This window comes from Stenotrophomonas sp. 17(2023) (assembly GCF_030345315.1).
GTDB lineage: Bacteria > Pseudomonadota > Gammaproteobacteria > Xanthomonadales > Xanthomonadaceae > Stenotrophomonas > Stenotrophomonas acidaminiphila.
Map to the genome: position 1 here is coordinate 2,717,512 of NZ_CP128405.1, position 25,060 is coordinate 2,742,571.

General features: G+C 67.4%; 23 protein-coding genes, 1 tRNA gene and 1 pseudogene. 12 read left to right on the top strand and 13 right to left on the bottom strand.

The window, feature by feature from the left end:
- Positions 1–5: 5 nt before the first annotated feature.
- The 4 genes and pseudogenes from gmd to QQA12_RS12290 form a co-directional block, all read right to left on the bottom strand.
- A complete protein-coding gene (gene gmd / locus QQA12_RS12275) occupies positions 6–1,124 on the bottom strand; it encodes a GDP-mannose 4,6-dehydratase (protein ID WP_226049457.1) in 1,119 nt (372 codons plus the stop codon).
- Between the two features lie 4 nt (positions 1,125–1,128).
- Complete coding sequence (locus tag QQA12_RS12280; protein ID WP_226049458.1) at positions 1,129–3,054, bottom strand: hypothetical protein; 1,926 nt, start codon at positions 3,052–3,054, stop codon at positions 1,129–1,131.
- A gap of 110 nt (positions 3,055–3,164) precedes the next feature.
- Entirely contained in the window at positions 3,165–3,491 is a 327-nt protein-coding gene (locus tag QQA12_RS12285) for a prepilin-type N-terminal cleavage/methylation domain-containing protein (protein ID WP_289211189.1), read from the bottom strand.
- A gap of 461 nt (positions 3,492–3,952) precedes the next feature.
- Positions 3,953–4,045: pseudogene (locus tag QQA12_RS12290) on the bottom strand (prepilin-type N-terminal cleavage/methylation domain-containing protein); the annotation flags it as partial.
- Positions 4,046–4,457: 412 nt separating this feature from the next.
- On the opposite strand from QQA12_RS12290, the gene QQA12_RS12295 reads away from it, so the two are divergent.
- Genes QQA12_RS12295 through coaE form a run of 3 tightly spaced genes read left to right on the top strand, consistent with a single transcriptional unit; the run spans position 4,458 to position 7,258 of the window.
- Positions 4,458–5,717, top strand: a complete 1,260-nt coding sequence (locus tag QQA12_RS12295) for a type II secretion system F family protein (protein ID WP_226049459.1) — start codon at positions 4,458–4,460, stop codon at positions 5,715–5,717.
- Between the two features lie 7 nt (positions 5,718–5,724).
- Positions 5,725–6,588, top strand: coding sequence for an A24 family peptidase (locus QQA12_RS12300; RefSeq protein WP_054667255.1), 864 nt, complete (start codon positions 5,725–5,727; stop codon positions 6,586–6,588).
- 46 nt (positions 6,589–6,634) lie between these two features.
- Positions 6,635–7,258, top strand: coding sequence for a dephospho-CoA kinase (gene coaE / locus QQA12_RS12305; protein ID WP_182212757.1), 624 nt, complete (start codon positions 6,635–6,637; stop codon positions 7,256–7,258).
- Positions 7,259–7,288: 30 nt separating this feature from the next.
- Here coaE and QQA12_RS12310 read toward each other — a convergent pair whose 3' ends face one another.
- The 6 genes from QQA12_RS12310 to QQA12_RS12335 form a co-directional block, all read right to left on the bottom strand.
- A complete protein-coding gene (locus tag QQA12_RS12310; RefSeq protein ID WP_226049460.1) occupies positions 7,289–8,626 on the bottom strand; it encodes a HAMP domain-containing sensor histidine kinase in 1,338 nt (445 codons plus the stop codon).
- Positions 8,619–9,296 (bottom strand): response regulator transcription factor, encoded by a 678-nt coding sequence (locus QQA12_RS12315; RefSeq protein WP_054667261.1) that lies wholly within the window; start codon positions 9,294–9,296, stop codon positions 8,619–8,621. The genes QQA12_RS12310 and QQA12_RS12315 overlap by 8 nt, the downstream gene beginning before the upstream one ends.
- A 129-nt stretch (positions 9,297–9,425) precedes the next feature.
- Positions 9,426–9,890: a hypothetical protein gene (locus QQA12_RS12320; protein ID WP_226049461.1), complete on the bottom strand. Its 465-nt coding sequence runs from the start codon at positions 9,888–9,890 to the stop codon at positions 9,426–9,428.
- A gap of 183 nt (positions 9,891–10,073) precedes the next feature.
- Positions 10,074–10,949 carry a 30S ribosomal protein S6--L-glutamate ligase gene (gene rimK / locus QQA12_RS12325; protein WP_056931223.1) on the bottom strand — a complete coding sequence of 292 codons (876 nt, stop codon included), beginning with the start codon at positions 10,947–10,949 and terminating at the stop codon, positions 10,074–10,076.
- A gap of 79 nt (positions 10,950–11,028) precedes the next feature.
- Positions 11,029–11,102: transfer RNA gene (locus QQA12_RS12330), tRNA-Gly, on the bottom strand.
- 131 nt (positions 11,103–11,233) lie between these two features.
- Positions 11,234–13,075 (bottom strand): autotransporter domain-containing protein, encoded by a 1,842-nt coding sequence (locus tag QQA12_RS12335; protein WP_226049462.1) that lies wholly within the window; start codon positions 13,073–13,075, stop codon positions 11,234–11,236.
- 138 nt (positions 13,076–13,213) lie between these two features.
- Between QQA12_RS12335 and thiS the strand changes: the two genes are divergently transcribed.
- From thiS to QQA12_RS12355, 4 genes are all read left to right on the top strand, one after another.
- The gene (thiS, locus tag QQA12_RS12340) at positions 13,214–13,414 is read left to right on the top strand and encodes a sulfur carrier protein ThiS (RefSeq protein ID WP_056931221.1); all 201 of its coding nucleotides are present in this window, start codon (positions 13,214–13,216) and stop codon (positions 13,412–13,414) included.
- 143 nt (positions 13,415–13,557) lie between these two features.
- Positions 13,558–14,352 (top strand): thiazole synthase, encoded by a 795-nt coding sequence (locus QQA12_RS12345; RefSeq protein WP_226049463.1) that lies wholly within the window; start codon positions 13,558–13,560, stop codon positions 14,350–14,352.
- Positions 14,352–15,086 carry a tRNA (guanosine(46)-N7)-methyltransferase TrmB gene (trmB, locus tag QQA12_RS12350; protein ID WP_054667272.1) on the top strand — a complete coding sequence of 245 codons (735 nt, stop codon included), beginning with the start codon at positions 14,352–14,354 and terminating at the stop codon, positions 15,084–15,086. Before QQA12_RS12345 ends, trmB begins: the two co-directional genes overlap by 1 nt.
- A gap of 25 nt (positions 15,087–15,111) precedes the next feature.
- Positions 15,112–16,959, top strand: coding sequence for an SLC13 family permease (locus QQA12_RS12355; RefSeq protein WP_056931218.1), 1,848 nt, complete (start codon positions 15,112–15,114; stop codon positions 16,957–16,959).
- A 33-nt stretch (positions 16,960–16,992) separates the two neighbouring features.
- Here QQA12_RS12355 and QQA12_RS12360 read toward each other — a convergent pair whose 3' ends face one another.
- Positions 16,993–17,334 (bottom strand): Rieske (2Fe-2S) protein, encoded by a 342-nt coding sequence (locus tag QQA12_RS12360; RefSeq protein WP_054668752.1) that lies wholly within the window; start codon positions 17,332–17,334, stop codon positions 16,993–16,995.
- Positions 17,335–17,504: 170 nt separating this feature from the next.
- Between QQA12_RS12360 and QQA12_RS12365 the strand changes: the two genes are divergently transcribed.
- From QQA12_RS12365 to QQA12_RS12385, 5 genes are all read left to right on the top strand, one after another.
- On the top strand, positions 17,505–17,786 hold the full coding sequence (locus QQA12_RS12365; RefSeq protein ID WP_054667274.1) for a hypothetical protein: 282 nt from the start codon (positions 17,505–17,507) through the stop codon (positions 17,784–17,786).
- A gap of 192 nt (positions 17,787–17,978) precedes the next feature.
- On the top strand, positions 17,979–18,686 hold the full coding sequence (locus QQA12_RS12370) for a fumarylacetoacetate hydrolase family protein (protein WP_182212753.1): 708 nt from the start codon (positions 17,979–17,981) through the stop codon (positions 18,684–18,686).
- Between the two features lie 55 nt (positions 18,687–18,741).
- Complete coding sequence (gene mscL / locus QQA12_RS12375) at positions 18,742–19,155, top strand: large-conductance mechanosensitive channel protein MscL (RefSeq protein WP_056931216.1); 414 nt, start codon at positions 18,742–18,744, stop codon at positions 19,153–19,155.
- A 132-nt stretch (positions 19,156–19,287) separates the two neighbouring features.
- Positions 19,288–20,703: a M28 family peptidase gene (locus tag QQA12_RS12380; protein WP_182212752.1), complete on the top strand. Its 1,416-nt coding sequence runs from the start codon at positions 19,288–19,290 to the stop codon at positions 20,701–20,703.
- A gap of 184 nt (positions 20,704–20,887) precedes the next feature.
- Entirely contained in the window at positions 20,888–22,525 is a 1,638-nt protein-coding gene (locus QQA12_RS12385) for an NAD+ synthase (RefSeq protein ID WP_054668753.1), read from the top strand.
- Positions 22,526–22,651: 126 nt separating this feature from the next.
- Here QQA12_RS12385 and QQA12_RS12390 read toward each other — a convergent pair whose 3' ends face one another.
- Entirely contained in the window at positions 22,652–23,491 is an 840-nt protein-coding gene (locus tag QQA12_RS12390; RefSeq protein WP_226049464.1) for a TrmH family RNA methyltransferase, read from the bottom strand.
- A 15-nt stretch (positions 23,492–23,506) separates the two neighbouring features.
- Positions 23,507–25,009 carry an alanine/glycine:cation symporter family protein gene (locus QQA12_RS12395; RefSeq protein ID WP_054667283.1) on the bottom strand — a complete coding sequence of 501 codons (1,503 nt, stop codon included), beginning with the start codon at positions 25,007–25,009 and terminating at the stop codon, positions 23,507–23,509.
- Between the last annotated feature and the right edge of the window lie 51 nt (positions 25,010–25,060).

The window sequence follows — 25,060 nt, forward strand, 5'->3', positions numbered from 1 at the left end:
GTTCATCACTCGTGGTGCCGCGCCACCCGATATCCCGACTGCGCAACCATTGCATCACGCGTTGCATGCGCGAGGTCGGACCGCATCATGTCGGCCACGAGTTCATCGAAGCCGGTACGCGGCGTCCAACCGAGCTGGTCGCGCGCCTTGCCTGGATCACCCAGCAGGGTATCGACCTCCGCCGGGCGGAAATAGCGCGGATCGATGGCTACAACCTTCTGTCCCTGCCGCAACGCAGAGCCAGCAGGCGCGACGCTGACTACGCCGTGCGCATCCACCCCGTTCCCGCGCCATTCGATGGCCACGCCCAGCTCCTGGGCGGCGCGGGAAACGAAATCGCGCACGGAATGCTGTACCCCGGTCGCAATGACATAATCATCCGGCTGCGCCTGCTGCAGCATCAACCATTGCGCCTCGACGTAATCACGGGCGTGCCCCCAGTCGCGGCGCGCGTCCAGATTCCCGAGATACAGGCAGTCCTGCAGGCCGAGGTGCATGCGCGCCAACGCACGGGTGATCTTGCGGGTCACGAAGGTCTCGCCACGCAGGGGCGACTCGTGATTGAACAGGATGCCGTTGCAAGCATACATGCCATATGCCTCACGGTAGTTCACCGTGATCCAGTACGCGTAGAGCTTGGCGACGCCGTAGGGCGAACGCGGGTGGAACGGCGTACGCTCTGTCTGCGGGGTTTCCGCCACCAGTCCATACAGCTCGGACGTGGACGCCTGGTAGAAGCGGGTCTTCGACTCGAGACCCAGGATCCGGATGGCCTCCAGCATGCGCAGCGTACCCATCCCGTCGGCGTTGGCGGTGTACTCGGGAGTCTCGAACGAGACCTGCACGTGACTCTGCGCTCCAAGGTTGTAGACCTCGTCGGGCTGCACCTGCTGGATGATGCGGATCAGGTTGGTGGCATCGGTCAGGTCGCCGTAGTGCAGGATCAGGCGCCGGCCAGGCTCGTGCGGATCCTGGTAGAGGTGATCGATGCGCTCGGTGTTGAAGGAGGAGGCACGACGCTTGATGCCATGGACCTCGTAGCCCTTTTCCAGCAGAAATTCCGCCAGATAGGCGCCGTCCTGACCGGTGATTCCCGAGATCAGGGCTCGTTTTGCTTGTGTCATGTGGCTAGTCCCCTGCCTGAACCGCGGTGTCGCCCGCATCGCGCGTGGCCGATGCGTGCCGCATGATCTCCGCGGCAAGATCAGGCCTGTTCTTTTCCCTCAGTTCATCTGCAAGCCTCCACGGAAATGGATCCAGTGGATTTGCAGAACCGACCGCAACCAGAAAATACGGCATCGCCTGGTCCGGCTCATCCAGGTCATTCATGATGAAGTAGCCTAGCGACGCACTGTTGAATGGAGCTATCGGGACCCTGCGGGACAACGTGGCGAACGCCTTCAGCATCTGCTGCTTGTCCAGCGCCACGCCGTTCCTGGCGTGATGGGAGAACGCGAGTGGAGCGCGCCGATTCTCCCAATTCATGTTCACGGTCTCCAGGCGCTGCTGGAAGCGCGCCCAGTCTTCGGGCGTTACGTCACCGCGGAGGGTCTTCAGGACCATCAGCGTGACAAAGCTGTTCAATGCATAAGGTGCGTCCTGGGCACCGCGGCCGCAGGCATCAATGGCCTGGTCAAGCTTCGGGTTGCCGGCTACCGCCCCGCCGCCCGCTTCCAGCTGGAACAGGCAAAGGCCGAACCATGCACGGCCAGAACTAGGGGCCAGCTTCGTGCTGGCGACGGCGAAGGCATAGGGCGTAGCCCAGTCACGGGCACGCAGCACGAGCCCGCCGCACAGCACCGAAAGCATGCCAACGCAGATGACGACCTGGGCCCACGCAGGCATTCGCAGGGCCACCGCGGCACGTGCCAGCAGGCTGCCCAGCGCCAGAACCGCCCCGATCAGCGCAAAATGATTGCGATGCTCGAAGGCCAGCTCCAGCCCGATGACGTTGCTGGTGATCAGATGCGCGCCGAAGAACAGCAGCAGGCCCAGGGAGAACAATGGCCAGCGCGCGCGCAGTCGCCAGGCCAGCACCACCAGGGCAAGCACCACGAGCATCGATGGCAGGGTTGTCCACGGCTGCAGCAGGCCGCGCGACGGCTGCAGCCAATCGTAATAGAACGGCATGTGCGACGGCATGGGCACGACGATCTGCCACAAATACATGCACAGCACCCGGGCCTGGGTCAGGAGCCGCTCAATGCTGGAGAAGTCGCGTGCGGGGTAGGCCTCCCAGTGCCAGTAATTCGGGACCAGGATCAGTGCGTAGACCACGATGCCAGCCACGGAGGCCGCCAGATAGCCGCGCCGCAGACGGCACGCAAGCGCCACGTCGGCAGCACCGAATCCCAACACGGTCAATTCCAGTGCAAGTGCATAGACGGGAAACAGCACGCTGTCTTCCTTGCACCCCATGGCAACGACCCACATCAGCACCGCGGCCAGCAGGCCCGTCCGCCCACTACGGCCCGCAAGATGGGCCCGCCTTGCCTGCAGGTACGCCAGCAGCGCCAGCACCAGGAAAAGCGTGCCCAGCGTCTGCATCCGCTGCACGACGTACAACACCGAGGAGACCTGCAGGGGATGAAGCGCCCATGCCAGGGACAACGCAACGGCAGCCCAGCGGGCACGCCCCGCCTTGACCCCGGCGGTGAGCAGCAATGCATGGAAAAACCATGCCAGCGCGCAGGCGGTCAGCGCGTGGATCAGGATATTGGTGGACTTGAAGGCAGCAGGGTCAAGGTGACCCGAGCGCCAGAAGTCCAGTGCGAACGTCAGTGTTGGCAGCGCCCGCAGGCTTCCGGAGATCTGGGGCGCGGTGGCTACGTTCACCAGGCTTTCGCCATTCAGCTCCTGCAGCTTGATGGCATCGTTGTTGACGATGCTGGGGATATCGTCGAAAACGAAATCGCCAGGCAGCCCGGCCGTGAACGGCAATGCAGCCACCAGCGCGATGACCAGGGTGATGAACAGGCGAGGCAACAGAGACCGGCCAGTGGGCGTGGGCATGGTGATGACGTGAAGTTGCGGCGAGCGTTCGTGAAGATACACGAGTGACGGGATTCTGCCGCATGTCGCACATGCGTCAACGTCGACTACGCCGATCCCATGCGGACGTGGGCCGCCCCCCTCCTATGGCCACCAGCCAACCGTGGCAATACTCAATTGAGTACGCAGTTGGCGTTGTCCATGGTGCAGGTGGTGCCCTTGTTTCCCGGAGATTTCGGCGTTCCGGTGACGGGGGTCGCCATGTCGGTCGCCGTGGAAATCGAGTCGCACGCGGAGATGGTCGGTGCCGCCGGGGTCATGTTGTTGTAGATCGCGACCAGCGAGAAACTGGCGTAGTTCTTGGTTTCCGCCAGGCACGCGTTCTCGGCAGAACGGACGCGGTAGTTGTTGTATGCCGGCAATGCGATTGCCGCCAGGACGGCAATGATCGCAACAACCATCATCAGCTCGATAAGGGTGAAGCCACGTACTGTACGCATGGAAGTGTCTCAGCAAATTACCGATCGTCGAAAAGCCACAGCAAGAGTCAGGCCAGAGTTCCTTCCACGTGGCGGATTACAGGCGAAAGCGCAATACGCGTCGCAAAATCCGGCCATGTCCGGACATCACGACTTGAACCGGCACGGAATACCTGCCACAGGGCAGAAGGGGTCGTTCCGAAAAAAAACCCCTCGTACGAGGGGTTTTTCCGACACACGACAGCTGCACTGCCCGATTACGGGGCAACCGTACAGGTAGCGGTGCTGCTGCTGCAGGTGGTGTCCTTGTCGCCCGGGGCCTTCGGGCTAAAGGTACCGCCAGGCATGCTGCCGCTCGAGCACGCCTTGGCAGTGAAGCCAGGAATGGGCATCGAGGACACCGACGCCGACAGCCACGAGTTGGCATAGGCCTTCGCCTCGGCCAGGCAGGCGTTGTTGGCCGAGCGGATGCGGTAGTTGTTGTAAGCCGGCAGCGCGATGGCGGCCAGGATGGCGATGATCGCGACCACGATCATCAGTTCGATCAGGGTAAAGCCCTTCTGCAGCTTCTTCATTGGTACATCCCCTAGAGGTTTGATGGTGAAACGCGGAGGACCGTCGCCCATCCGGCATGGAGTTGCACAGCAGGATACGTGCCAAGCCAGCAGCAGCCCGTCATGTCCCCTGCGACATGATGGCAGCATTCACCAGGAAGAAAAGTCCGGGTTGATCGTTCTGCGACAAACCCGTCAAGGTGACGCAACGCGTCACATTTAGCCCCTGGATGGCCACATCCCTGACTCCCGGGGAGCAGACCCAACCCGAACCGATGGCAGTCGCGCCTTCCGCGGACCCACCGGGCCTGCCATCCGGGTGGAGCGTGATGACCGGCACGCTTGGCGGAGGCGCGACGTGTCGCTCCCCGCTGGACCAGTTACCATGCGGTGGTTGTCCGGCCCGGGGAGTGGCCGGATGGGGAGAAGATCGATGTCCGTTACCCGTAGCGCAGTGAACAAAGAGCCCGTTGCACGCAACACCAGCCAGATGCAGCCGTTTGTCTGGGAGGGGACCGACAAGCGTGGCGTGAAGATGAAGGGCGAACAGGATGCCCGCAATGCCAACCTGCTGCGCGCCGAACTCCGCAAGCAGGGCATCATGCCTACGGTGGTCAAACCCAAGCCCAAGCCGCTGTTCGGTGCCGCCGGCAAGCCCATCAAATCCAAGGATATCGCCTTCTTCAGCCGGCAGATGGCGACGATGATGAAGTCCGGCGTGCCCATCGTGAGCTCGCTGGAGATCATCGGCAGCGGCCACAAGAATCCGCGCATGGCGAAGCTGGTCGGGCAGGTCCGCGCCGATCTGGAGGGAGGCTCCTCGCTCTATGAGGCCATCGGCAAGCACCCGGTGCAGTTCGATGAGCTGTACCGCAACCTGGTTCGGGCCGGCGAAGGTGCCGGCGTACTCGAGACCGTGCTTGAGACCATAGCCAATTACCAGGAAAACCTGGAAACACTGAAAGGCAAGATCAAGAAGGCCCTGTTCTACCCGGCCATGGTCATCACCGTGGCCCTGCTGGTCAGCGCGGTGCTGCTGGTCTGGGTCGTGCCGCAGTTCGAGGACATCTTCAAGAGTTTCGGCACCGATCTGCCCGTGTTCACCCAGATGATCGTGGCGGCGTCGCGCTTCATGGTCGGCTGGTGGTGGCTGATACTGCTGGTCGCGATCGTGGGCATCGGCGGCTCCATCTTCGCCTACAAGCGCTCTCCCAAGATGCAGTACGCGATGGACAGGGTGATCCTGAAGGTGCCGGTGATCGGCCAGATCATGCACAACAGCTCCATCGCCCGTTTCGCACGCACGACGGCAGTGACGTTCAAGGCAGGCGTGCCGCTGGTGGAGGCGCTGGGCATCGTGGCCGGCGCCACCGGCAACAAGACCTATGAAGATGCCGTCCTGCACATGCGCGACGACGTGGCGGTGGGCTATCCGGTGAACATGGCGATGAAACAGGTGAACCTGTTCCCGCACATGGTGATCCAGATGACCGCCATCGGCGAGGAAGCCGGCGCATTGGACACCATGCTGTTCAAGGTGGCGGAGTACTTCGAGCAGGAAGTGAACAATGCCGTGGATGCCTTGAGCAGCCTGATCGAACCCATGATCATGGTCTTCATCGGCATCGTGGTCGGCAGCATGGTTGTCGGCATGTACCTGCCCATCTTCAAGCTCGCCTCCACCGTTGGATAATTGACCCATGGCATTTCTCGACCAGCATCCCGGCATCGGCTACCCGGCCGCTGCCGGATTGGGGTTGCTGATCGGCAGCTTCCTCAACGTTGTGATCCTGCGCCTGCCCCGGCGCATGGAGTGGCAATGGAAGCGCGATGCGCGCGAGATCCTCGGTGAGCCGGACATCTACGAGCCCCCCCCGCCGGGCGTGGTGGTGGAGCCGTCGCATTGCCCGCACTGCAAGCACAAGCTGAGCTGGTACGAGAACATCCCGCTGTTCAGCTGGCTGCTGCAGCGGGGACGCTGCCGCCATTGCCAGGCGCCGATCTCCATCCAGTACCCGCTGGTTGAACTGCTGACCGCCGTACTGGTGCTGGCCAGCGTCTGGCAGTTCGGCTTCGGCTGGCAGGGCTTCGGTGCGATCGTGCTGACCTGCTTCCTGATCGCACTGTCCGGCATCGACCTGCGCACCCAGCTGCTGCCCGACCAGCTGACCCTGCCACTGATGTGGCTGGGCCTGATCGGCAGCATGGACAACCTGTACATGCCCACCAAACCTGCACTGATCGGTGCCGCGGTGGGCTACCTGTCGCTATGGACCGTGTGGTGGCTGTTCAAGCAGATCACAGGCAAGGAAGGCATGGGCCACGGCGATTTCAAGCTGCTGGCGGCGCTGGGCGCCTGGTGCGGACTGAAGGGCATCCTGCCGATCATCCTGCTGTCCTCGCTGGTGGGCGCCATCGTCGGCTCGGTCTGGCTGTACGCACGCGGACGCGACCGCGCCACGCCCATCCCGTTCGGCCCCTACCTGGCCATCGCCGGCTGGCTGGTCTTCATGTGGGGTGACCCGATGATCGCCGCTTACCGGCAGTGGGCCGGCCTGGCGTGACCACGCCCGGCGACCGCGGCCACCCCATGGCGGCGGGACGCTGCGCATGAGCAGGTTCATCGTCGGGCTTACCGGCGGCATCGCCTCGGGCAAGAGCGAGGTCACGCGGCGCTTCGAGGCGCTGGGCATCGTGGTGGCCGACGCGGACGTCGCCGCGCGCGAGGTCGTGGCCCCGGGCAGCCCCGCACTTGAACAGATCAGCCGCCGCTTCGGCAGCGCGATGCTGCTGGCCGACGGCACGCTCGACCGGGCACGACTGCGCGAGCACGTGTTCGGCAACGACGAGGAACGCCGGGCACTGGAAGCCATCACCCACCCGGCCATCCGCACCCGCGTGCGGGAGGCCTGCCAGGCCGCGGAAAGCCCCTATGCCATCGCCGCGGTCCCGCTGCTGGCCGAAGCCGGTGGCCGGGCCACCTATCCCTGGCTGGACCGGATCGTGGTGGTCGACGCCCCCGAAACAGTGCGCCACGCCCGCCTGCTCCAGCGCGACAGCATCGACACCGCCCTGGCGACACGCATGATCCAGGCCCAGGCCAGCCGCGCGCAGCGGCTGGAACTGGCCGACGACGTGATCGTCAACGACGGGCACCCCGAACACCTGCAGCCGCAGGTGGAAGCACTGGATCGCCTGTACCGGCGCCTGGCTGCCGGAAACCCGCCACCCTGACGCGGCAGGGCGCGATGGCTTCCCGCGCGCTCAGTCCGCGGGCGCGAACGTCAGCCTGCCGACCACGCCACGTTCGGCCCCGGGCCGGATGCTGACCTGCCAGCCATAGAGCGCGCACAGCCGGCTGACGATGGACAGGCCGATGCCACCGCCCTGCGAATGGCCGGCGTGGGTACCCCGGTAACCGCGCTGGAACAGGCTCGCCGCATCCTTCTCGCTCAACCCGGGGCCGGTGTCGATCACTTCGACCGCGTCGTCCAGCACCCGCACCCGGACCTGGCCCTCCTGGGTGTACTTCACGGCATTGCCGATCAGGTTGCCCAGCGCCACCGACAGCGCCGCTTCCGGCGCGTCGATCACCAGGTCCCGGACGCCCTCCAGCACCAGTTCCAGCGGCTTGCCACCGAGCTGTGCCCGGTGCGCCTCGAGCAGTTGCTCGGCAACCTTGGCAACGTTGCTGCTGCCCTGCCCGCGTTCGTTGCGCGAGAGCAGCAGCAGCGAGCCGATCAGGTCGCTGCACTGCTGCTCGGCACGCTGGATGCGCTGAAGGCGCTGCAGCATCTTCTCGTCCAGGCCCGGGCGCGCGAGCAGCAACTCGGTCGCGCCACGGATCACCGCCAATGGCGTGCGCAGTTCATGGCTCACGTCCGCATTGAACTCGCGGTCGCGCTGCACCACTTCGGTCAGGCGCGCGGAATAGTCGTCCAGCGCCACGGCCAACTGCCCCACCTCATCGTCGGGGAAGCGCGGCGCAAGGGGTTCGGGATGGCTGTTGCCTCCACGATAGGCCTGCAGGCGCGCGGCGAGATCCGAAACCGGCCGCATCACCCGCGAAGCGGACCACCACCCCAGCACCCACGACAACAGGCTGAACACCAGCACGGACAGGAAGAGCGCACGCTTCAGCTGCTGCTCGCCGCGCACCGACTGGCTCATGTCGTAGGCGACGAAAAACCAGGCATCGTCCGTCTTGCGCACCCCGACCTTGTAGGAGAACGCCTTGCCGTCCGCATCCTGGCCGCTGAAATTATGGATCCCGTCCTGCAGGTGTTCCCACTCGGGGTAATCGCGGCGCAACCCTTCCAGTTTGTCCGGGCGATACAGGAATGCACGCATCTGCTGCACCGGCGCCACCACTTCGCGCCCACCACTCTGGATGTAACTCTGCCAGGAGGCATCCAGATTGCGGTTCATCACGTCTTCGACAAGCTGGTTCTCCACCCGGGTCCGTGCCCAGGTGGTGGCGAACGCGAACAATGCCGTCAGGCAGAAGCCCAACAGCACGAACGAGACGATGATGCGGCTGCGCAGGCGCCGCCGATACCGCCCCTGCTTGCGGACGACCGCCGGCGCGCCGTTTTCAGGCATCGGGTGCGGCGATCCGGTATCCAATACCATGGCGGGTCTGGATCATCGGCGCGTTGAACGGCTTGTCCACCACCGCGCGCAGGCCGTGGATATGCACGCGCAGGGAGTCCGAATCGGGCAGTTCCTCGCCCCACACCCGGGTTTCCAGCTCCTGCCGGGTGACCACCGCCGGCGAGGCTTCCATCAACGCCTGCAGGATCTTCAGCGCGGTCGGATTGAGCTGCAGCAGCTTGCCCTGGCGGCGAACCTCCAGCGTGTCCAGGTTGTACTCCAGGTCGCCTGTCTCCAGCACGCGGGTATGCCCGCCCTTGCCGCGGCGCGACAGCGCGTTGAGCCGCACCTCGACTTCCTGCAGCGCGAACGGCTTGATCAGGTAGTCATCGGCACCGGAGTCGAACCCGGCCAGCTTGTTGTCCAGCGAGTCGCGCGCGGTGAGCATGAGCACCGGGGTCTGCTTGCGCGCGTCGTTGCGCAGCTTGCGGCAGACCTCGATGCCGTCCATGCCCGGCAGGTTCAGGTCGAGCACGATCGCATCGAAATCGTGCACCACCGCCAGGTGCAGGCCGGTGACACCGTCGGCCGCGAAATCCACGGTATGCCCGCGGTCCTCGAGGTAGTCCCCGAGGTTGGCCGCGATGTCGCTGTTGTCTTCGATTACGAGAATGCGCACGTGTGCAGGTACCTTTGTCTTGGAAGTGCAAGATGGCGCAACACCATCACGCTAAGGATTACAGCACAGCAATCATTAAATTCTCACAATCGGCATAACGGAATGCCAGCGCCACCGACTACCGGCAGCTCAGTTACCGACCTTCGCATCCTTGCCACCCTGCACGGACCTCATGAAACGGTCAGAATCGTTCTTCATGCGCTCGCGTTGCGCCACGGTGAAGCACTGCCTTGTGGCCATCTGCGAGCCCACGGGCTTTTCCCGCTTGCAGATCAGGCGACTATCGGCACGCGCCTTGGTCAGAACGCCGTTGACCAGCTCCTGGTCGTTGAACACCTGCACTTTCCTCTCGGGCGACAGGCGGTCGATACTGCCATCGCCGATCACTCCCGACATGCGGTCAAGTGCCGCGATCACGCGCTCGCGGTCCGAAGCCGTTATCTCGCTGTAGATCTCTCCGGCGAGCAGGTCCGAACGGACCTTGGCCTGCTGGACCTGGAAATCAGACGTGGTCTGCAACGGCAGTTCCGGCTGCCCGGCGGCCGCAACGATGGGCGCCATGAAAACGAGCGACAACAGCAGTCTTGGCAACATGGAAAATCTCTCCCTGATTCGGCCCACTGTAGCAAATAAAAACAAGGCCCCGGCAAACACCGCCAGGGCCTGAAGATTCCCGATCACCGGACCCGCTGAGGAGGGCTGGTCGCAGTGGAGCAAGCGTAGGACCGGGGGAATTAAAGACCCGTTAAATCCGTGCAAGCAATTCGGAATCCGGGCTCAGCGCCTGAGGTTGACCACGTAGTCGATCATCCGCCCGGCGACGTCGCCACCGGAAACGCTCTCGATGCCCTCCAGGCCGGGGGTGGAGTTCACCTCGAGCACCAGCGGCCCGCGCCGGGAGCGGATCATGTCCACCCCGGCGATGCCCAGCCCCAGGGCCTTGGCCGAACGCACCGCGACCTGCTGCTCGGCCCGGCTGCAGACCACCGGGCCGGCACTGCCGCCGGCATGCAGGTTCGAGCGGAAATCGCCATCCTGGGCCTGGCGCCGCATGGTCGCGACCACCTGGTCGCCAACGACCAGGCAGCGCAGGTCCGCACCCTGGGCCTCGGCGATGAACTCCTGTACCAGGAAGTTGGCATACAGCCCGCGCAGCGCCTCCACCGTGCCCTTGGACGCGCTGAGCTTTTCGGTGAGGATCACCCCGCGGCCCTGGGTGCCCTCGCTGAGCTTCACCACGTGCGGCGGCGGCCCCAGCATGGACAGCAGGTCATGGGTATCGTCCGGGTTGTCGCCGAACACCGTCACCGGCATGTCAATGCCTTTGGCAGCCAGCACCTGGTGCGCGCGCAGCTTGTCGCGTGCGCGCAGGATCGCGTCGGACGGATTGGGCGTGCGCGTGCCCATCATTTCGAACTGGCGCAGCACCGCGGTGCCATAGCGGGTGATGGAGGCGCCGATGCGCGGGATCACCGCGTCGAAGCCGGATAGCGGCCGGCCCTTGTAGTGCATGCTGAAATCGCCCGCGTTGATGCGCATGTAGCAGCGCAGCGGGTCGAGGATGCGCACGGTGTGGCCGCGCGCGCGCGCCGCCTCGACCAGACGGCGGGTCGAGTACAGCTTGCTGTTGCGGGAAAGGATGGCGAGCTTCATCGCGGGGCCTGGAAGACAGGCCGGGACATCACGCCCTGCCCTGGGCTGCCGCCTCGGTGCCTGTGCGGCACCTGGAAGATGGAGCGGGTGAAGGGAATCGAACCCTCGTCGTAAGCTTGGGAAGCTTCTGCTCTACCATTGAGCTACACCCGCGCGGCGATGCGCAGTCTATGTGGACCGGGGCCTGCCGCGCAATGCCAATCTGCAGCGCGCAGGCCCGATGCCGGTCCGGGACAGGGACGGCGCCGGGATGCGGCACCGCCCTGCAACCCGCCGCGGCCGGCTCAGAATCCGCCGCTGAACGTGGCGAACAGCGTGGCGTCGCGTGCCGACTTCTGGCCCGCGGTGGTGCTCACGCCGATATTGCTCTGCAGCCCCCACATGTCCATCCGCGCACCCAGCACCGCGGTGGCGTAGTTGCGGTCGAACTGCAGCCCCGGAACCTTGTAGGCACCGACGTCGGCCATGGTCTGCAGCCAGGCGCTGGCCTGCTTGCCGCCATCCTCGAACTCATGGTCGTAGGTGACCTGCACGTAGGGGTGGACGCTGCCGCCGTCGAAACGCGCCTGCCAGCCGATGCGGCCGACGGTGGAATCCACGTTCTGGCTGCCATAGCCCAGTGCGGTGGCGCTGGGGTTGCTCTCCAGGTAGCCGTCCAGCTTGACCTTCTGCCACACCACTCCGGCCACCGGGCCGTGGCGGAAGCCGCCCTGCTGCCCGAATTCATAGCCGGCATCGAGCGCGACGGCCAGGTTGCTGCCGTCGGGCGACCCCTTGTGCTCGCGGGTAGCCGGGCCCAGCTGCACCTTGCGGGTCACGTCATAGCCCAGCCAGCTGTAGCTCGCCTGCCCGTTGACCCAGGCACGGTCGCCATACCAGCCGGCAAACACGCCCAGGGTGGTATCGGACTGGGTGAAATCGCCCATGCTGTTGCCGAAGTCCGCGTCCATCCGGCCGTAGCCGGCGAAGCCGCCGACCACCATGCCGTCGCGCGCCCAGTCGATGCCGAACAGGCCGGCCGGCGCCATGCCGTCGTAGAGGTTGGCATGGTCGTAGCGCTGCATGTCGCCGCGCACGTTGCCCCACCAGCTCATGCCGTCGGCCGGACGGCCCGCGAGATGGCCGCCCACCTGGGCGGCACGCGCACGGCCGGTGGTCTGCGCCGAATGGGTGAGCACCTGCTGCAGGCGCGGGCCCTCGAGCACCGAGATCGAATACTGCCCGAGGATCTGGTGGGCAGCGGTGGTCGGGTGCACGCCATCGGCGAATACATAGGTATCGGCGGCGTTGGGGGTGACGTAGTTCAGCGGGGTGCAGGTCAGCGACTGGGCGGTGACCTGCGGCTGGCACGCGGTACCGGACACGTTGCTGAAGCCGTATGCCCCCGGGTTGGCGACGATTTCCTGCAGGATGCCGAAGGTGTCGATCGGGATGACCTGCAGGCCGGCCTGCTTCAAGCCGCCGAACAGCGCGTCGTTGTAGGCCTTGGCCAGCGCGGTGCCCTGCGCCATCGCCACCGGGCCACCGGCGCGCGAGGCCGGGGTCAGGCCGATGTCGGGCAGGCTGGGCACCATCACGTACTGGGCGCCGGCCGCCTTGAGCGTGGCGACCATGCCCACCTGGCTGGCGACCGCCGCGCCGATGGTGGCCTGCGCCGGTGCGCCGCCGGCCACCGCGAACACGTCGTTGGCGCCGCCCCACACGGTGTAGAGCGCATTGGCATCGGCGCGACCGCCATTGGCCGCCAGGTAGCTGTTGAGCTGGCTCTTGAGCGACGGAATCGGCGGCAGCAGCGGGCTCAGCGGATTGCCGACATCCACGTCCACGCGCGCACCGCCGGCAGCGTAGTTGTCGCCCACCTGGCCGTTGCCGTTGGGCTGGGCATTGGTGCCGTAGTAGTTGGCCAGGTAGTCGGACCAGACCCAGCCGGGGTTGGTGGTGAAGCGGCCGGCGGCCGAGGCGCCGGGATTGACCTGCACCAGGATGGGACGGAAGTAGCCGGTATCGGTCAGGCTGTCGCCGAAGAACACGGTCCTCGAAAACGGGGACTGCGCCATTGCCGGAACGGCGGCGGCGGCCAGCGCCAGGGCGAGCGCGGTGCGCAGTGGACGGGAAGTGACACGCATGGGGAGACTCCTGCACGGACGAGGAAGACGACAGCGTACGCTGCCGCATGGAACTAGTTTTTCACCGCCCCACGGCTGGCTCACGCTGCACTGCCGCATGGGCTGGGCTTTTGCGGCCGTGCTGGCGAGAATGACGGCATGGATATCCAGCTCAATGGCGAAACCCGCCAGCTCCCGTCACCGCTGACCCTGGCTGCCCTGCTGGCCGCCGAAGGCCTGGCCGAACGCCGCGTCGCGGTGGAGGTCAACGGCGAAATCGTTTCCCGGAGCCGGCACGAGCAGTGGCAACTGCACCCGGGCGACGTGGTCGAGATCGTGCACGCACTGGGTGGCGGCTGACCGGCAACGGGCATGGACAGCGGCGCGACGATGGCGGCGATGCCTGTGCCGACACCGCCCGGAAAGCACCGATGCCACCGCCGCGCGGGATGGCGCCAGCGGAAAACGGGGCGGCGCCTGGCGCGATGCGCGATAATCGCCCCATGAACGCACACGTCCCCACCGATCCGCTGGTCATCGCCGGCAAGAGTTATGCATCCCGGCTCCTGACCGGGACCGGCAAGTTCAAGGATCTGGAAGAAACCCGCCTGGCCACTGAGGCCGCCGGCGCCCAGATCGTCACCGTCGCCATCCGCCGCACCAACATCGGCCAGAACCCCGGCGAGCCGAACCTGCTCGACGTGCTGCCGCCGGACCGCTACACCATCCTGCCCAACACCGCCGGCTGCTATACCGCCGAGGACGCGGTGCGCACCTGCCGCCTGGCACGCGAACTGCTCGATGGCCACAATCTGACCAAGCTCGAAGTGCTGGGCGACCAGAAAACCCTGTACCCGGACGTGGTGCAGACCCTCAAGGCCGCCGAACAGCTGGTCAAGGACGGTTTCGAGGTGATGGTCTACACCTCCGACGACCCGATCCTGTGCAAGCGTCTGGAGGAAATCGGCTGCGTCGCGGTGATGCCGCTGGCCGCGCCGATCGGTTCGGGCCTGGGCATCCAGAACCGCTACAACCTGATCGAGATCATCGAGAACGCCAGGGTGCCGATCATCGTCGACGCCGGCGTCGGCACCGCCTCGGACGCCGCCATCGCCATGGAGCTGGGCTGCGACGGCGTGCTGATGAACACCGCCATCGCCGGCGCGCGCAACCCGGTGCTGATGGCCAGCGCCATGCGCAAGGCGGTCGAGGCCGGACGCGAGGCCTTCCTGGCCGGGCGCATCCCGCGCAAGCGCTACGCCAGCGCATCCTCGCCGGTGGACGGGTTGATCGGCTGATGACCAACCCCTTCGACAGCGCCGGCGCCAAGGCGCCGCCCAAGCCCTTCACCGTCACCGAAGGCCGCCGCGAGATCCGCAGTTTCGTGCTGCGCCAGGGCCGCTTCACCCCGGCCCAGCAGCGCGCGTTCGACGAGCGCTGGCCGCGTTTCGGCATCGATTTCAACGGCGAGCCGCGCGATCTCGATGCCACCTTCGGCCGCGCCGCGCCCAAGGTGCTGGAGATCGGCTTCGGCAACGGCGCCGCGCTGCGCCATGCTGCGCGCTTCGACCCCTCCAAGGATTACATCGGCATCGAAGTGCACGCCCCGGGCGTGGGCCGGCTGCTCAACGCGCTGGCCGACGACGATGCCGGCAACGTCAAGCTCTACCACCATGACGCGGTGGAAGTGCTGGAGAAGGAGATCGCAGACGGCGCGCTGGACGAGGTACGCATCTATTTCCCCGACCCGTGGCACAAGAAGCGCCACAACAAGCGGCGCCTGGTGCAGCCGGCGTTCGCCGCGCTGCTGGTGCGCAAGCTGCGCCCCGGGGGGCTGCTGCACTGCGCCACCGACTGGGCCGACTACGCCGAACAGATGTGGGACGTGCTCGACGCCACCGCAGGCCTGACCAACCGCGCCGGCCCGCGCGGCAGCGTGGCGCGCCCGGACTGGCGCCCACAGACCCATTTCGAGACCCGCGGCCAGAAACTCGGCCATGGCGTCTGGGACCTGCTCTACGACCGCACCTGACCGGGACTGAAGGAACCGCCCACGCATGGATACCGCCCTCACGCTGACGACCGACATGAAGCTCGTCCTCGGGCTGGTCGGCTTCACGATGGCGATGTTCCTGTTCGAGCGCATCCGCGCCGACGTGGTGGCGCTGGTGGTGATGGTGGTGCTGGGCGTCACCGGCCTGATCGCGCCGGAGGAGATCTTCGGCGGCTTCTCCGGCAACGCGGTGATGAGCATCATCGCCACCACCATCCTCGGCGCCGGGCTGGACCGCACCGGCGCGCTGAACCGGCTGGCCGGCTGGCTGCTGCGCCGCTCGCACGGGCTGGAGCAGCGCCTGCTGCTGTTGACCAGCGCCACCGCCGGGCTCAATTCGTCGTTCATGCAGAACCCGTCGGTGATGGCGCTGTACCTGCCGGTGGCCTCGCGGCTGGCCTCGCATACCGGGCTCACCCTCAAGCGGCTGCTGCTGCCGATCACAGCCGCCATCGTGATGGGCGGCGGCCTGACCATGGTCGGCAACTCGCCGCTGATCCTGCTCAACGACCTGCTGATCTCGGCCAACAACAACCTGCCCTCCGGCACCGCCACCATCGAGCCGCTGCGGATGTTCGCGCCGTTGCCGATCGGCATCGCGCTGCTGGTCGCCTCGCTGCTGTATTTCCGCTTCTTCGGCGACCGCAAGCTGTCCCGCGAAGGCGCCGAGGAGGGCGATGGCCAGACCCCGGCGCGCACCGAAAGCTACTTCGCCAAGGCCTACGGCATCGAGGGCGAGGTGTTCGAGCTGGCGGTGACCGCCGAGAGCCCGCTGGTCGGGATGACCGTGAGCGAGGTCGAGAGCCTGTTCGAGGCGCCGCTGCTGCTGGCGCTGAAGACCGGCAACGACACCCGCCTGGCGCCGCCGGCGGACATGCGCATCTGGGTCGGCAGCGTGATCGGTGCGATGGGCCCGCGCCGGCTGGTGTCAGACTTCGCCCAGAACCAGTTCCTGCGCATGTCCTCGCGCCTGCGCAACCTCGGCGACCTGTTCAATCCCAGCCGCGCCGGCATCTCCGAGGCGGTGGTCCCGCCGACCTCGAAGCTGATCGGCAAGACCGCCGGCCAGCTGCGGCTGCGCAAGGAACGCGGCATCAGCCTGCTGGCGATCAACCGCGACAAGCAGGTGATCCGCGAGGACGTGCGCAACGTGGCGCTGCGCGCCGGCGACATGCTGGTGTTCCACAGCATCTGGCAGGACCTGGCCGCCGCCGCCGAGAGCCGCGACTTCGTGGTGGTCACCGACTACCCCAAGGGCGAGCAGCGCCCGCACAAGTTCAAGATCGCCATGGCGATCTTCGCCATCACCATCATCATCGCGCTGACCTCGCACCTGCCGGTGGCGCTGACCCTGCTCACCGGCGTGGCCGGCATGCTGCTCACCGGCGTGCTGCGCATGGACGAGGCCTACGCCTCGATCAACTGGAAGACCATCTTCATGATGGCCGGGCTGATCCCGCTGGGCTGGGCCATGGATTCCAGCGGCGCGGCGGCCTGGGTCGCCGGCCACACCATCGACAAGCTGCCGGCCGGCATCCCGATCTGGGTGCTGGAACTGGCGCTGGCGGTGCTGACCACCGCGTTCTCGCTGGTGATCAGCCATGTCGGCGCCACCATCGTCACCGTACCGATCGCGGTCAACCTGGCGCTGGCCGCCGGCGGCAACCCCACCGCGTTCGCGCTGATCGTGGCGCTGTCGGCCTCCAACAACCTGATGACCGCCTCCAACCCGGTGATCTCGATGGTGATGGGGCCGGCCAAGTACACCCCGCGCGAGATGTGGCGCGTCGGCGGCCCGCTGTCGCTGATCTACACGCTGGTGGTGGTGGTGATGGTCAACCTGATGTTCTGAGCGCCGCGCCGCACGCGTGGCGCGGCAGCGGGATCAGCCCAGCAGCACCCTGCCGTCCTCCACCCGCACCGGCACCGCGCGCAGCGCGTCGCCCTTGCACGGCCCGGACACGCAGTTGCCTCCCTGCAGCTCGAACGCGGCGCCGTGCGCCGCGCAGACCAGGTGGCCATCGCGACTCTTCAGGAACTGCCCCGGCGCCCAGTCGAGGGGACGGCCGGCATGCGGGCAGACATTGAGCCACGCCCGTACCTGGGCGCCTTCGCGGTACAGGATCACCGGCTCTGCATCGCCCTCGACCACCGCCTCCACCAGGAGGAACCCCGGATCGGACAGGGCGTCGAGCCGGGCCAGCTCGACGGCGGAAGGTACGGACATGGACATCGCGGGACCGCATGACAGCAGGGAATTGCGTCGATTGTCGCATGCCGACCAGGCCCGCCCGGCCAGGGGACAGCATGAATGCGCGCCTTAATTTAACGACAAATTCACTCATCGGCCCGCATCCCCACCGATACTTCGGCCAGTCAAATCGTCATACCACCGACATGCAGATCCGTTATTTCCAGTTCGCCACCCTCCGCAACCTGTTCGCGCCGCGCAAGCCGCGCAACCCGTTGCTGCGGATCGCGCTGGGCCTGCTGGGCCTGGCGATCCTCGCGGTACTGGTCGTGGCCGGGCTGTTCGTCGGCGCGGCGATGATCCTGGTCGGCCTGACCTGGAAGCTGCTGGCCGCGCGCAAGGCGCGTGCCGTGGGCAAGGCCGCCGGCAACGTGATGGATGGCGAGTACCGCGTGGTACGCAAGCCGGCGCTGCCGCACGCCCACTGACGCCGGGCGTCCCCGCCAGGCTTGGACACCCGCGCCCGGCTCCTGCCGGGCGTGTTGCATCCGGCCCGGCCGCGACCACCGCCCGCGCACGAGGTGCAGGCATTCCAGCTGCACCGCCCGCATCGCCTCCGGTACTACCAACGCGACGGCGACGTCCGGCATGATGCGGCCAGCCCCGTTTCCGGACCGACCATGACCGACCTGATTCCCGCTCCGCCCGTTCCCCGCATCCCGGTGGCCGGTGGCGGCACCTTCCCCGTGCGCCGCATCTACTGCGTGGGCCGCAACTTCGCCGACCATGCACGCGAGATGGGCGCCAATGCACCTGCATCGGCTGCCGAGCGTGGGCAGCCGATGTTCTTCATGAAGCCGGCCGACGCCATCGTCACCGGCGATGCGCCGGTTCCCTACCCGCCGGCCACCTCCGACCTGCACCATGAAGTCGAGCTGGTGGTCGCACTGGGCCAGGATGCGCCGGACGGGGTGCTGCCGGTCGACCAGGCCATGTCGCTGGTGCTGGCGTACGGCGTCGGCCTGGACCTGACCCGCCGCGACCTGCAGGCCGCGGCCAAGGCCAAGGGCGGGCCGTGGGACATCGCCAAGGGTTTCGATCATTCGGCACCGGTCAGCATGCTGGTACCCGCCACGCAGGTGGGCGAGCTGGCGCCGCTGGAACTGTCGCTGGAGGTCAATGGCCAGACCCGGCAGCACTCCACGCTGGACAACATGATCTGGAACGTGCCGGAAATCCTGCACGAACTGTCCAGGCTCTATGCGTTGCGCGCCGGCGACCTGGTGTTCATGGGCACTCCGGCGGGCGTGGCCGCGCTGCGGCCCGGCGACCGCTTCAGCGCGCGGCTGGGCAACATCGCGCGCCGCGACGGCATGATCGCCGGATGACCGGTGTCGGGGTAGTCTGTGCCTGCCCCCCCTTCACGCTTTACAGGAGAAACCCGTGGGAATGATCAGTGAGTTCAAGGAGTTCGCGATGCGCGGCAACGTCATCGACCTGGCGGTCGGTGTCGTGATCGGCGGCGCGTTCGGCAAGATCGTCACCTCGCTGGTGGACAAGGTGATCATGCCGCCGATCGGCTGGATGATCGGCAATGTCGATTTCTCCAAGCTGGCCTGGACGCTGGCGCCGGCGCGGGTAGCCGCCGACGGCACCGAGATCCCGGCGGTGGTGGTCGGCTATGGCGACTTCATCAACACGGTGGTGCAGTTCGTCATCGTCGCCTTCGCCATCTTCATGGTGGTCAAGGTGGTCAACCGGCTGTCGCGCAAGAAGCAAGAGGCGCCCGCTGCACCGGCCGCGCCGAGCGAGGAAGTGCTGCTGCTGCGCGAGATCCGCGACACCCTCAGGAAGTGATGCGCCTGCCGGGGCGGTGACCTCCAGCACGGTTGCACCGGAAGCCGCGGGCGTATGCTCGCGGCTTCTTTGTCTGCGAACCCCTCGCAGCCGCCGCGCACGCACCGGTGCGCCCCCGACCTGGAGCCCGTCATGCGCCGCCTCACCTTCGCCATCGCCGCCGTGCTCGCCTGTGCCAGCGTGCAGGCCGCCCCCACCCGCATTCCCGAGCAGGCGCTCGCCAGGGCGGCGGAACTGCGCGAGCAGGCGCTGGCCGACGATACCGGCTGGAAGGTGGTCGAATCGCTGACCACCGAAGTCGGCCCGCGCCTGGCCGGCAGCGAAGCCGATGCGCGCGCGGTGGAATGGGCCAAGGCGAAGTTCAGGGCGCTGGGCTTCGACAGGGTATGGACCGAACCGGTCACCTTCCCCAAGTGGGAGCGCCGCAGCGAGCAGGCGCAGGTGCTGGGCGCGCATGCGCAGCCGCTGGCGATCACCGCCCTGGGCGGCAGCCCGGCCGGTACCGCCGAGGGCGAGGTGGTGCGCTTCGAAAGCCTGGATGCGCTGAAGGCGGCACCGGCAGGGTCGCTGGCCGGCAAGATCGCCTTCATCGACTACCAGATGACCCGCAGCCGCAGCGGCGAGGACTACGGCATCGGCGGCACGGTGCGCAGCCGCGGCCCCTCCGAGGCGATCCGCAAGGGCGCGCTCGGCTACATCATGCGCTCGGCCGGCACCGATTCGCACCGCGTGCCGCATACCGGCATCACCCGGTTCGACGAAGGCCTGACCCCGGTGCCGTCGGCAGCGCTGTCGGTGCCCGACGCGGAGCAGCTGGCGCGGCTGGTCGCGCGCGGCCCGACCCGGATCCGCATGACCCTGGACTGCGGCTGGGACGGCAGCTACACCTCGCAGAACGTGATCGGCGAAATCACCGGCCGCGAGCTGCCGAAGGAAGTGGTGGTGATCGGCGGCCACCTCGACTCCTGGGACCTGGGCACCGGCGCAGTTGATGACGGCGCCGGCATCGGCATCACCATGGCCGCCGGCCACCTGATCGGCCAGCTCAGGCAGGCGCCCAGGCGCAGCATCCGGGTGATTGCCTTCGCCAACGAGGAACAGGGCCTGCATGGCGGATTCGCCTATGCCGCCGCACGCGTGAAGGCCAGGGAAATCCCGCTGCAGCACATCGCCGCCGAGAGCGACTTCGGTGCCGGCCGCATCTACGCCTTCAACACCGGCTCGGGCAACCCCGCCGGATCGCGGGAGGCCACCGCGCAGATCGCCCGGGTACTGGCGCCGCTGGGCATCGAGTACCGCCCGGACCAGGGCGGCCCAGGCCCGGACGTGGGCCCGCTGGCGGCCAAGGGCGGTGCGTGGGCGTGGCTGGCCCAGGATGGAACCGACTACTTCGACCTGCACCACACCGCCGACGACACCCTGGACAAGATCGACCCGAAGGCGCTGGCGCAGAACGTGGCCGCCTATACCGTGTTCGCCTACCTGGCCGCCGAGTCCGAGGGCAGCTTCGGCAGCGAAGCCAGGGACGTGGTGCCGCCCAAGGAATGACCGCGACACGCGCCCGGCAGCGGGCGCGGGCGTGGCAACACAGCAGCGCCCCCGTCGCCGGGGGCGTTGTCGCATACGGGCATCGCCGGCATCAGCTGGCGTCAACGGCACATCTGGGATAATGCCGGCATCGTCCCACCCCGCGTCCGTCGTGGACGCCTGCAACGACAAGGCAGCCGACATCATGTCCCGATCCCTCCGCATCGCCCTGGCGCAGTACGACTTCCCGGTCGGCGACGTGGCCGGCAACAGCGCGCGCATCATCGAACTGGCGCAGATCGCCCGCGACGAGTACGGCGCCGACGTCGTGCTGTTCCCCGAACTGGCGGTCAGCGGCTACCCGCCGGAAGACCTGCTGCTGCGCCCTGCGTTCCTGCGCGAGTGCGAGCAGGCGGTCGCCCGCATCGCGTCGCAGGTCCAGGGCATCGTCGCGGTGCTGGGCTGGCCGCAGAGTGCCGGCGCGGTGGTGTACAACGCCGCCAGCGTATTGCGCGACGGCGCCGTTGCCGCCACCTACCGCAAGCGCGAACTGCCCAACTACGCGGTGTTCGACGAGCGCCGCTACTTCGACGTCGACCCGGATGGCGGCAACTGCGTGTTCGAGGTCGGCGGAATCAAGCTGGGACTGCTGGTCTGCGAGGACCTGTGGTTCGCCGAGCCGCTGGCCGCCACCGTGGCCGAAGGCGCCGAACTGGTGCTGGTGGCCAATGCCTCGCCCTACGAGCGCGGCAAGCATGCCCAGCGCGACGCGCTGCTGGCCGAACGCAGCCGCGACAGCGGCGCCGCCATCGCCTACGTCAACCTCGTCGGCGGCCAGGACGCACTGGTGTTCGACGGCGCCTCGGTCGTGGCCGACGGCAGCGGTACGGTACACCCGGCGGCGCTGGCCTTCGCCGAGGAAATGCTGGTGGTCGACTACGACGCCGACACGCGCTCGTTCGTGCCGATGCGCTGGATCGACGACGGCGACGAGAGCATGGACGCGCTGGCCTGGCGCGCCATTACCCGCGGGATCCAGGACTACTGCCGCAAGAACGGCTTCGGCAAGGTCTGGCTGGGCCTGTCCGGCGGCATCGATTCGGCGCTGGTGCTGGCGCTGGCGGTCGATGCGCTGGGCGCGGACAACGTCACCGCGGTGGCGCTGCCATCGCGCTATACGGCCGACCTGTCCAACGACCTGGCCGCCGAGCAGTGCCGTGCGCTCGGCGTGAAGCTGGAGTCGGTGCCGATCGAGCCCGCCTTCCAGGGCCTGATGCAGTCGCTGTCGACCCTGTTCCAGGGCCAGGCCGCCGACGTGACCGAGGAGAACCTGCAGTCGCGCAGCCGGGGCGTGATCATGATGGCGCTGTCCAACAAGTTCGGCGGGCTGCTGCTGACCACCGGCAACAAGAGCGAATACGCGGTCGGCTACGCCACCATCTACGGCGACATGTGCGGTGGCTATGCGCCGCTGAAGGACCTGTACAAGACCGAGGTCTATGGCCTGTCGAAGTGGCGCAACACCGTCGGCGGCGCGCCGGTGATCCCGCCGGCGGTGATCGCCCGCGCGCCCTCGGCCGAACTGCGCGAGAACCAGACCGACCAGGATTCGCTGCCGGCCTACGACGTGCTCGACGGCATCCTGTACCGGTACATCGACCAGGAGCAGTCGCGCGAGGACATCGTCGGCGCCGGCTATGCGCCGGAGGTGGTGGACCGGGTACTGCGGCTGGTACGCACCAGCGAATGGAAGCGGCACCAGGCCGCGCCCGGCCCGAAGATCTCGCGCCGCGCATTCGGCCGCGAGCGGCGCTATCCGATCAGCAACGGCTACCGCGGCTAGTCACCGGGTTCGTCCAGCGCCGCGGCGCCCCGCTGCCGCCGCGGCAAGCCGGCGTGGCGGACAGCCACGGCCGGAGGCGGTGCTGCCGGCAGGCCGGGGCATGCAGCGGCGGCGTGGCCGCGCGCCTCAGCCCCTCGCCTGGCGGCTGCGCCAGCCGGCCAGGAACACCGCGGTGGCCGCGGCGACGTTGAGGCTTTCCACCGCGCCGGTGCCGGGAATGGACAGGCGCAGGTCGCAGCTCTGCGCGAAGCCGCGGTCCATGCCCTCGCCCTCGGCGCCCATCACGTAGACCATGCGCGGCGGCAACGGCGTGGCGAACAGGTCCTGCCCGCCCTCCACCAGCGTCGCGGCCAGCGCGAAGCCGGCATCGCGCAGCTGCGACAGCGCCTGCGGCAGCGCCGGCAGACGCACCAGCGGCACCGCTTCGGCACCGCCCTCGGCGACACGGGCGGCGGCCCCGGACAGGCTCAGCGTCGATTCGGCCGGCAACAGGATGCCGGCCGCACCGAAATGCGCGGCCGAGCGCAGGATCGCGCCGAAGTTGTGCGGGTTGCCCACGCCGTCCAGCCACAGCGCCAGCACCGGGCCCTCATCCAGCGCCGCCAGCCAGGCGGCCAGCGGCTGCGGCTCGGCGCGCAGCACGTCGGCCACCACGCCTTCGTGGTGGGTGGTGGCGGCGAGCTTGTTGAGGTCGCCCTCGCCCACCACGCGGTAGCCGACGCGGTTGCCCACGCACCACTTGAGCAACGGCTGCAGGCGCGGGATCAGCGCCTCGGCCAGGTACAGCTTGCGCAATGCCTGAGGGCGGCGCGCATGCATCGCCAGCACCGCGTTGACGCCATACAGGCGCAGTTCGTCGTTGCCACGCACCGGACCGGAGCCATCGCCGCGCGCGCCCGAAGGCGGCAGCGGCGTGGCGCGCGGCGGGCGCGCGGAGGGACGACGGTTGTTCCAGGGGCTGTTCACTGCCGTTGCACTCGCTTACTTGTTGCCGCGCCAGAAATCGGCGTTGCGGATGCCCAGCGCATCCGGGTCGAACGTCGGGTCCAGGCCCAGCTTCTTCTGCCGCTCGTAGTCGGACAGCGCCAGCATCGCCGGCTTCTGCAGGATCAGGATGGCGATCACGTTGAGCCAGGCCATCAGGCCGACGCCGATGTCGCCCAGCGCCCACGCCATCTTGGCGTTGTGGAAGGCGCCGAACACCACCATGCCCATGATGCCCAGGCGCAGCAACAGCGTCGCCGCAGGATGCGTGCGGTTGCTGCCGGCCAGGTAGGTCAGGTTGGTCTCGGCCATGTAGTAGTAGGCCATGATGGTGGTGAAGGCGAAGAAGAACAGCGCCAGCGCCACGAAGCCCGCGCCCCAGCCCGGCAGCACCGACTCGACCGCGGCCTGGGTGAACAGCGCGCCCTCAGAGGGCGCCACGCCGGGCACGCCGCTCACGATCGCCTCCAGCTTCTGCACGCCGCCTTCGGTGACCTCGCGGAACACGTTGTACATGCCGGTGGACAGCAGCAGGAAGGCGGTGGAGGTGCACACCAGCATGGTGTCGAAGTAGATGGCGAACGCCTGCACGTAGCCCTGCTTGGCCGGGTGCGAGACCTCGGCCGCGGCGGCCGCGTGCGGGCCGGTACCCTGGCCGGCCTCGTTGGCATAGATGCCGCGCTTCACGCCCCAGGCGATGGCCTGGCCGATGATGCCGCCAAAGGCCGCATGCGCGCCGAAGGCGCTGGAGAAGATGTCGGCGAACATCGCCGGCACCTTGCCGGCGTTGAGCATCATCACCACGACGGCCATCAGGATGAAGCCCAGCGCCATGAACGGCACGATCACTTCGGCGAAGCTGGCGATGCGCTTGACCCCGCCGAAGATGATCACGCCCAGCAGCGCCGCGACCGCGATGCCGATCCACAGCTTCATGCTGGCGGCGCCGCCCAGCGAAGCGCAGGCATCGGCACCGGTGCACAGCACGTTGACCGCGCTGTCGGCGATGGCATTGGCCTGCACGCCCGGCAGCAGGAAGCCGGCGGCGATCACCGTAGCCACGGCGAAGACCGCCGCGTACCACTTCAGGCCCATCGCCTTCTCGATGTAGTACGCCGGGCCGCCGCGGTAGCGGCCTTCCGCATCCTTGGTCTTGTAGATCTGCGCCAGGGTCGACTCGACGTAGGAGGTGGAGGCGCCGAGGAAGCCCATCACCCACATCCAGAAGATCGCGCCCGGGCCGCCGTAGGCGATGGCGGTGGCCACGCCGGCGATGTTGCCGATGCCCATGCGCCCGGCCATCGACATGGCCAGCGCCTGGAACGAGGAGACACCGGCATCGGACTTCTGCCCGCGCACGGTGAGCCGGCACATCTCCGCAAAGCCGCGGATCTGCATGAAACGGGTGCGCAGGGTGAACCACAGCCCTGCGCCCAGGCACATGAAGATCAGCGCATTGCTCCAGATGATGCCATTTACATATTCGACGATGGATTCCACACGATCTCCCCGGATGGCTGAAGGTAGGCGGGTGCCGGCTTCAGGAACCGG

What these genes read in the sequence shown, in the direction of transcription:
- QQA12_RS12285 (WP_289211189.1), bottom strand. Translation starts at nt 3,491, where the DNA reads ATGCGTACAGTACGTGGCTTCACCCTTATCGAGCTGATGATGGTTGTT.
- trmB (WP_054667272.1), top strand. Translation starts at nt 14,352, where the DNA reads ATGACCAACCCCTTCGACAGCGCCGGCGCCAAGGCGCCGCCCAAGCCC.
- QQA12_RS12370 (WP_182212753.1), top strand. Translation starts at nt 17,979, where the DNA reads ATGACCGACCTGATTCCCGCTCCGCCCGTTCCCCGCATCCCGGTGGCC.
- rimK (WP_056931223.1), bottom strand. Translation starts at nt 10,949, where the DNA reads ATGAAGCTCGCCATCCTTTCCCGCAACAGCAAGCTGTACTCGACCCGC.
- coaE (WP_182212757.1), top strand. Translation starts at nt 6,635, where the DNA reads ATGAGCAGGTTCATCGTCGGGCTTACCGGCGGCATCGCCTCGGGCAAG.
- QQA12_RS12345 (WP_226049463.1), top strand. Translation starts at nt 13,558, where the DNA reads ATGAACGCACACGTCCCCACCGATCCGCTGGTCATCGCCGGCAAGAGT.
- QQA12_RS12365 (WP_054667274.1), top strand. Translation starts at nt 17,505, where the DNA reads ATGCAGATCCGTTATTTCCAGTTCGCCACCCTCCGCAACCTGTTCGCG.
- gmd (WP_226049457.1), bottom strand. Translation starts at nt 1,124, where the DNA reads ATGACACAAGCAAAACGAGCCCTGATCTCGGGAATCACCGGTCAGGAC.
- QQA12_RS12320 (WP_226049461.1), bottom strand. Translation starts at nt 9,890, where the DNA reads ATGTTGCCAAGACTGCTGTTGTCGCTCGTTTTCATGGCGCCCATCGTT.
- QQA12_RS12355 (WP_056931218.1), top strand. Translation starts at nt 15,112, where the DNA reads ATGGATACCGCCCTCACGCTGACGACCGACATGAAGCTCGTCCTCGGG.
- thiS (WP_056931221.1), top strand. Translation starts at nt 13,214, where the DNA reads ATGGATATCCAGCTCAATGGCGAAACCCGCCAGCTCCCGTCACCGCTG.
- QQA12_RS12310 (WP_226049460.1), bottom strand. Translation starts at nt 8,626, where the DNA reads ATGCCTGAAAACGGCGCGCCGGCGGTCGTCCGCAAGCAGGGGCGGTAT.
- QQA12_RS12335 (WP_226049462.1), bottom strand. Translation starts at nt 13,075, where the DNA reads ATGCGTGTCACTTCCCGTCCACTGCGCACCGCGCTCGCCCTGGCGCTG.
- QQA12_RS12385 (WP_054668753.1), top strand. Translation starts at nt 20,888, where the DNA reads ATGTCCCGATCCCTCCGCATCGCCCTGGCGCAGTACGACTTCCCGGTC.
- QQA12_RS12300 (WP_054667255.1), top strand. Translation starts at nt 5,725, where the DNA reads ATGGCATTTCTCGACCAGCATCCCGGCATCGGCTACCCGGCCGCTGCC.
- QQA12_RS12360 (WP_054668752.1), bottom strand. Translation starts at nt 17,334, where the DNA reads ATGTCCGTACCTTCCGCCGTCGAGCTGGCCCGGCTCGACGCCCTGTCC.
- QQA12_RS12380 (WP_182212752.1), top strand. Translation starts at nt 19,288, where the DNA reads ATGCGCCGCCTCACCTTCGCCATCGCCGCCGTGCTCGCCTGTGCCAGC.
- QQA12_RS12295 (WP_226049459.1), top strand. Translation starts at nt 4,458, where the DNA reads ATGTCCGTTACCCGTAGCGCAGTGAACAAAGAGCCCGTTGCACGCAAC.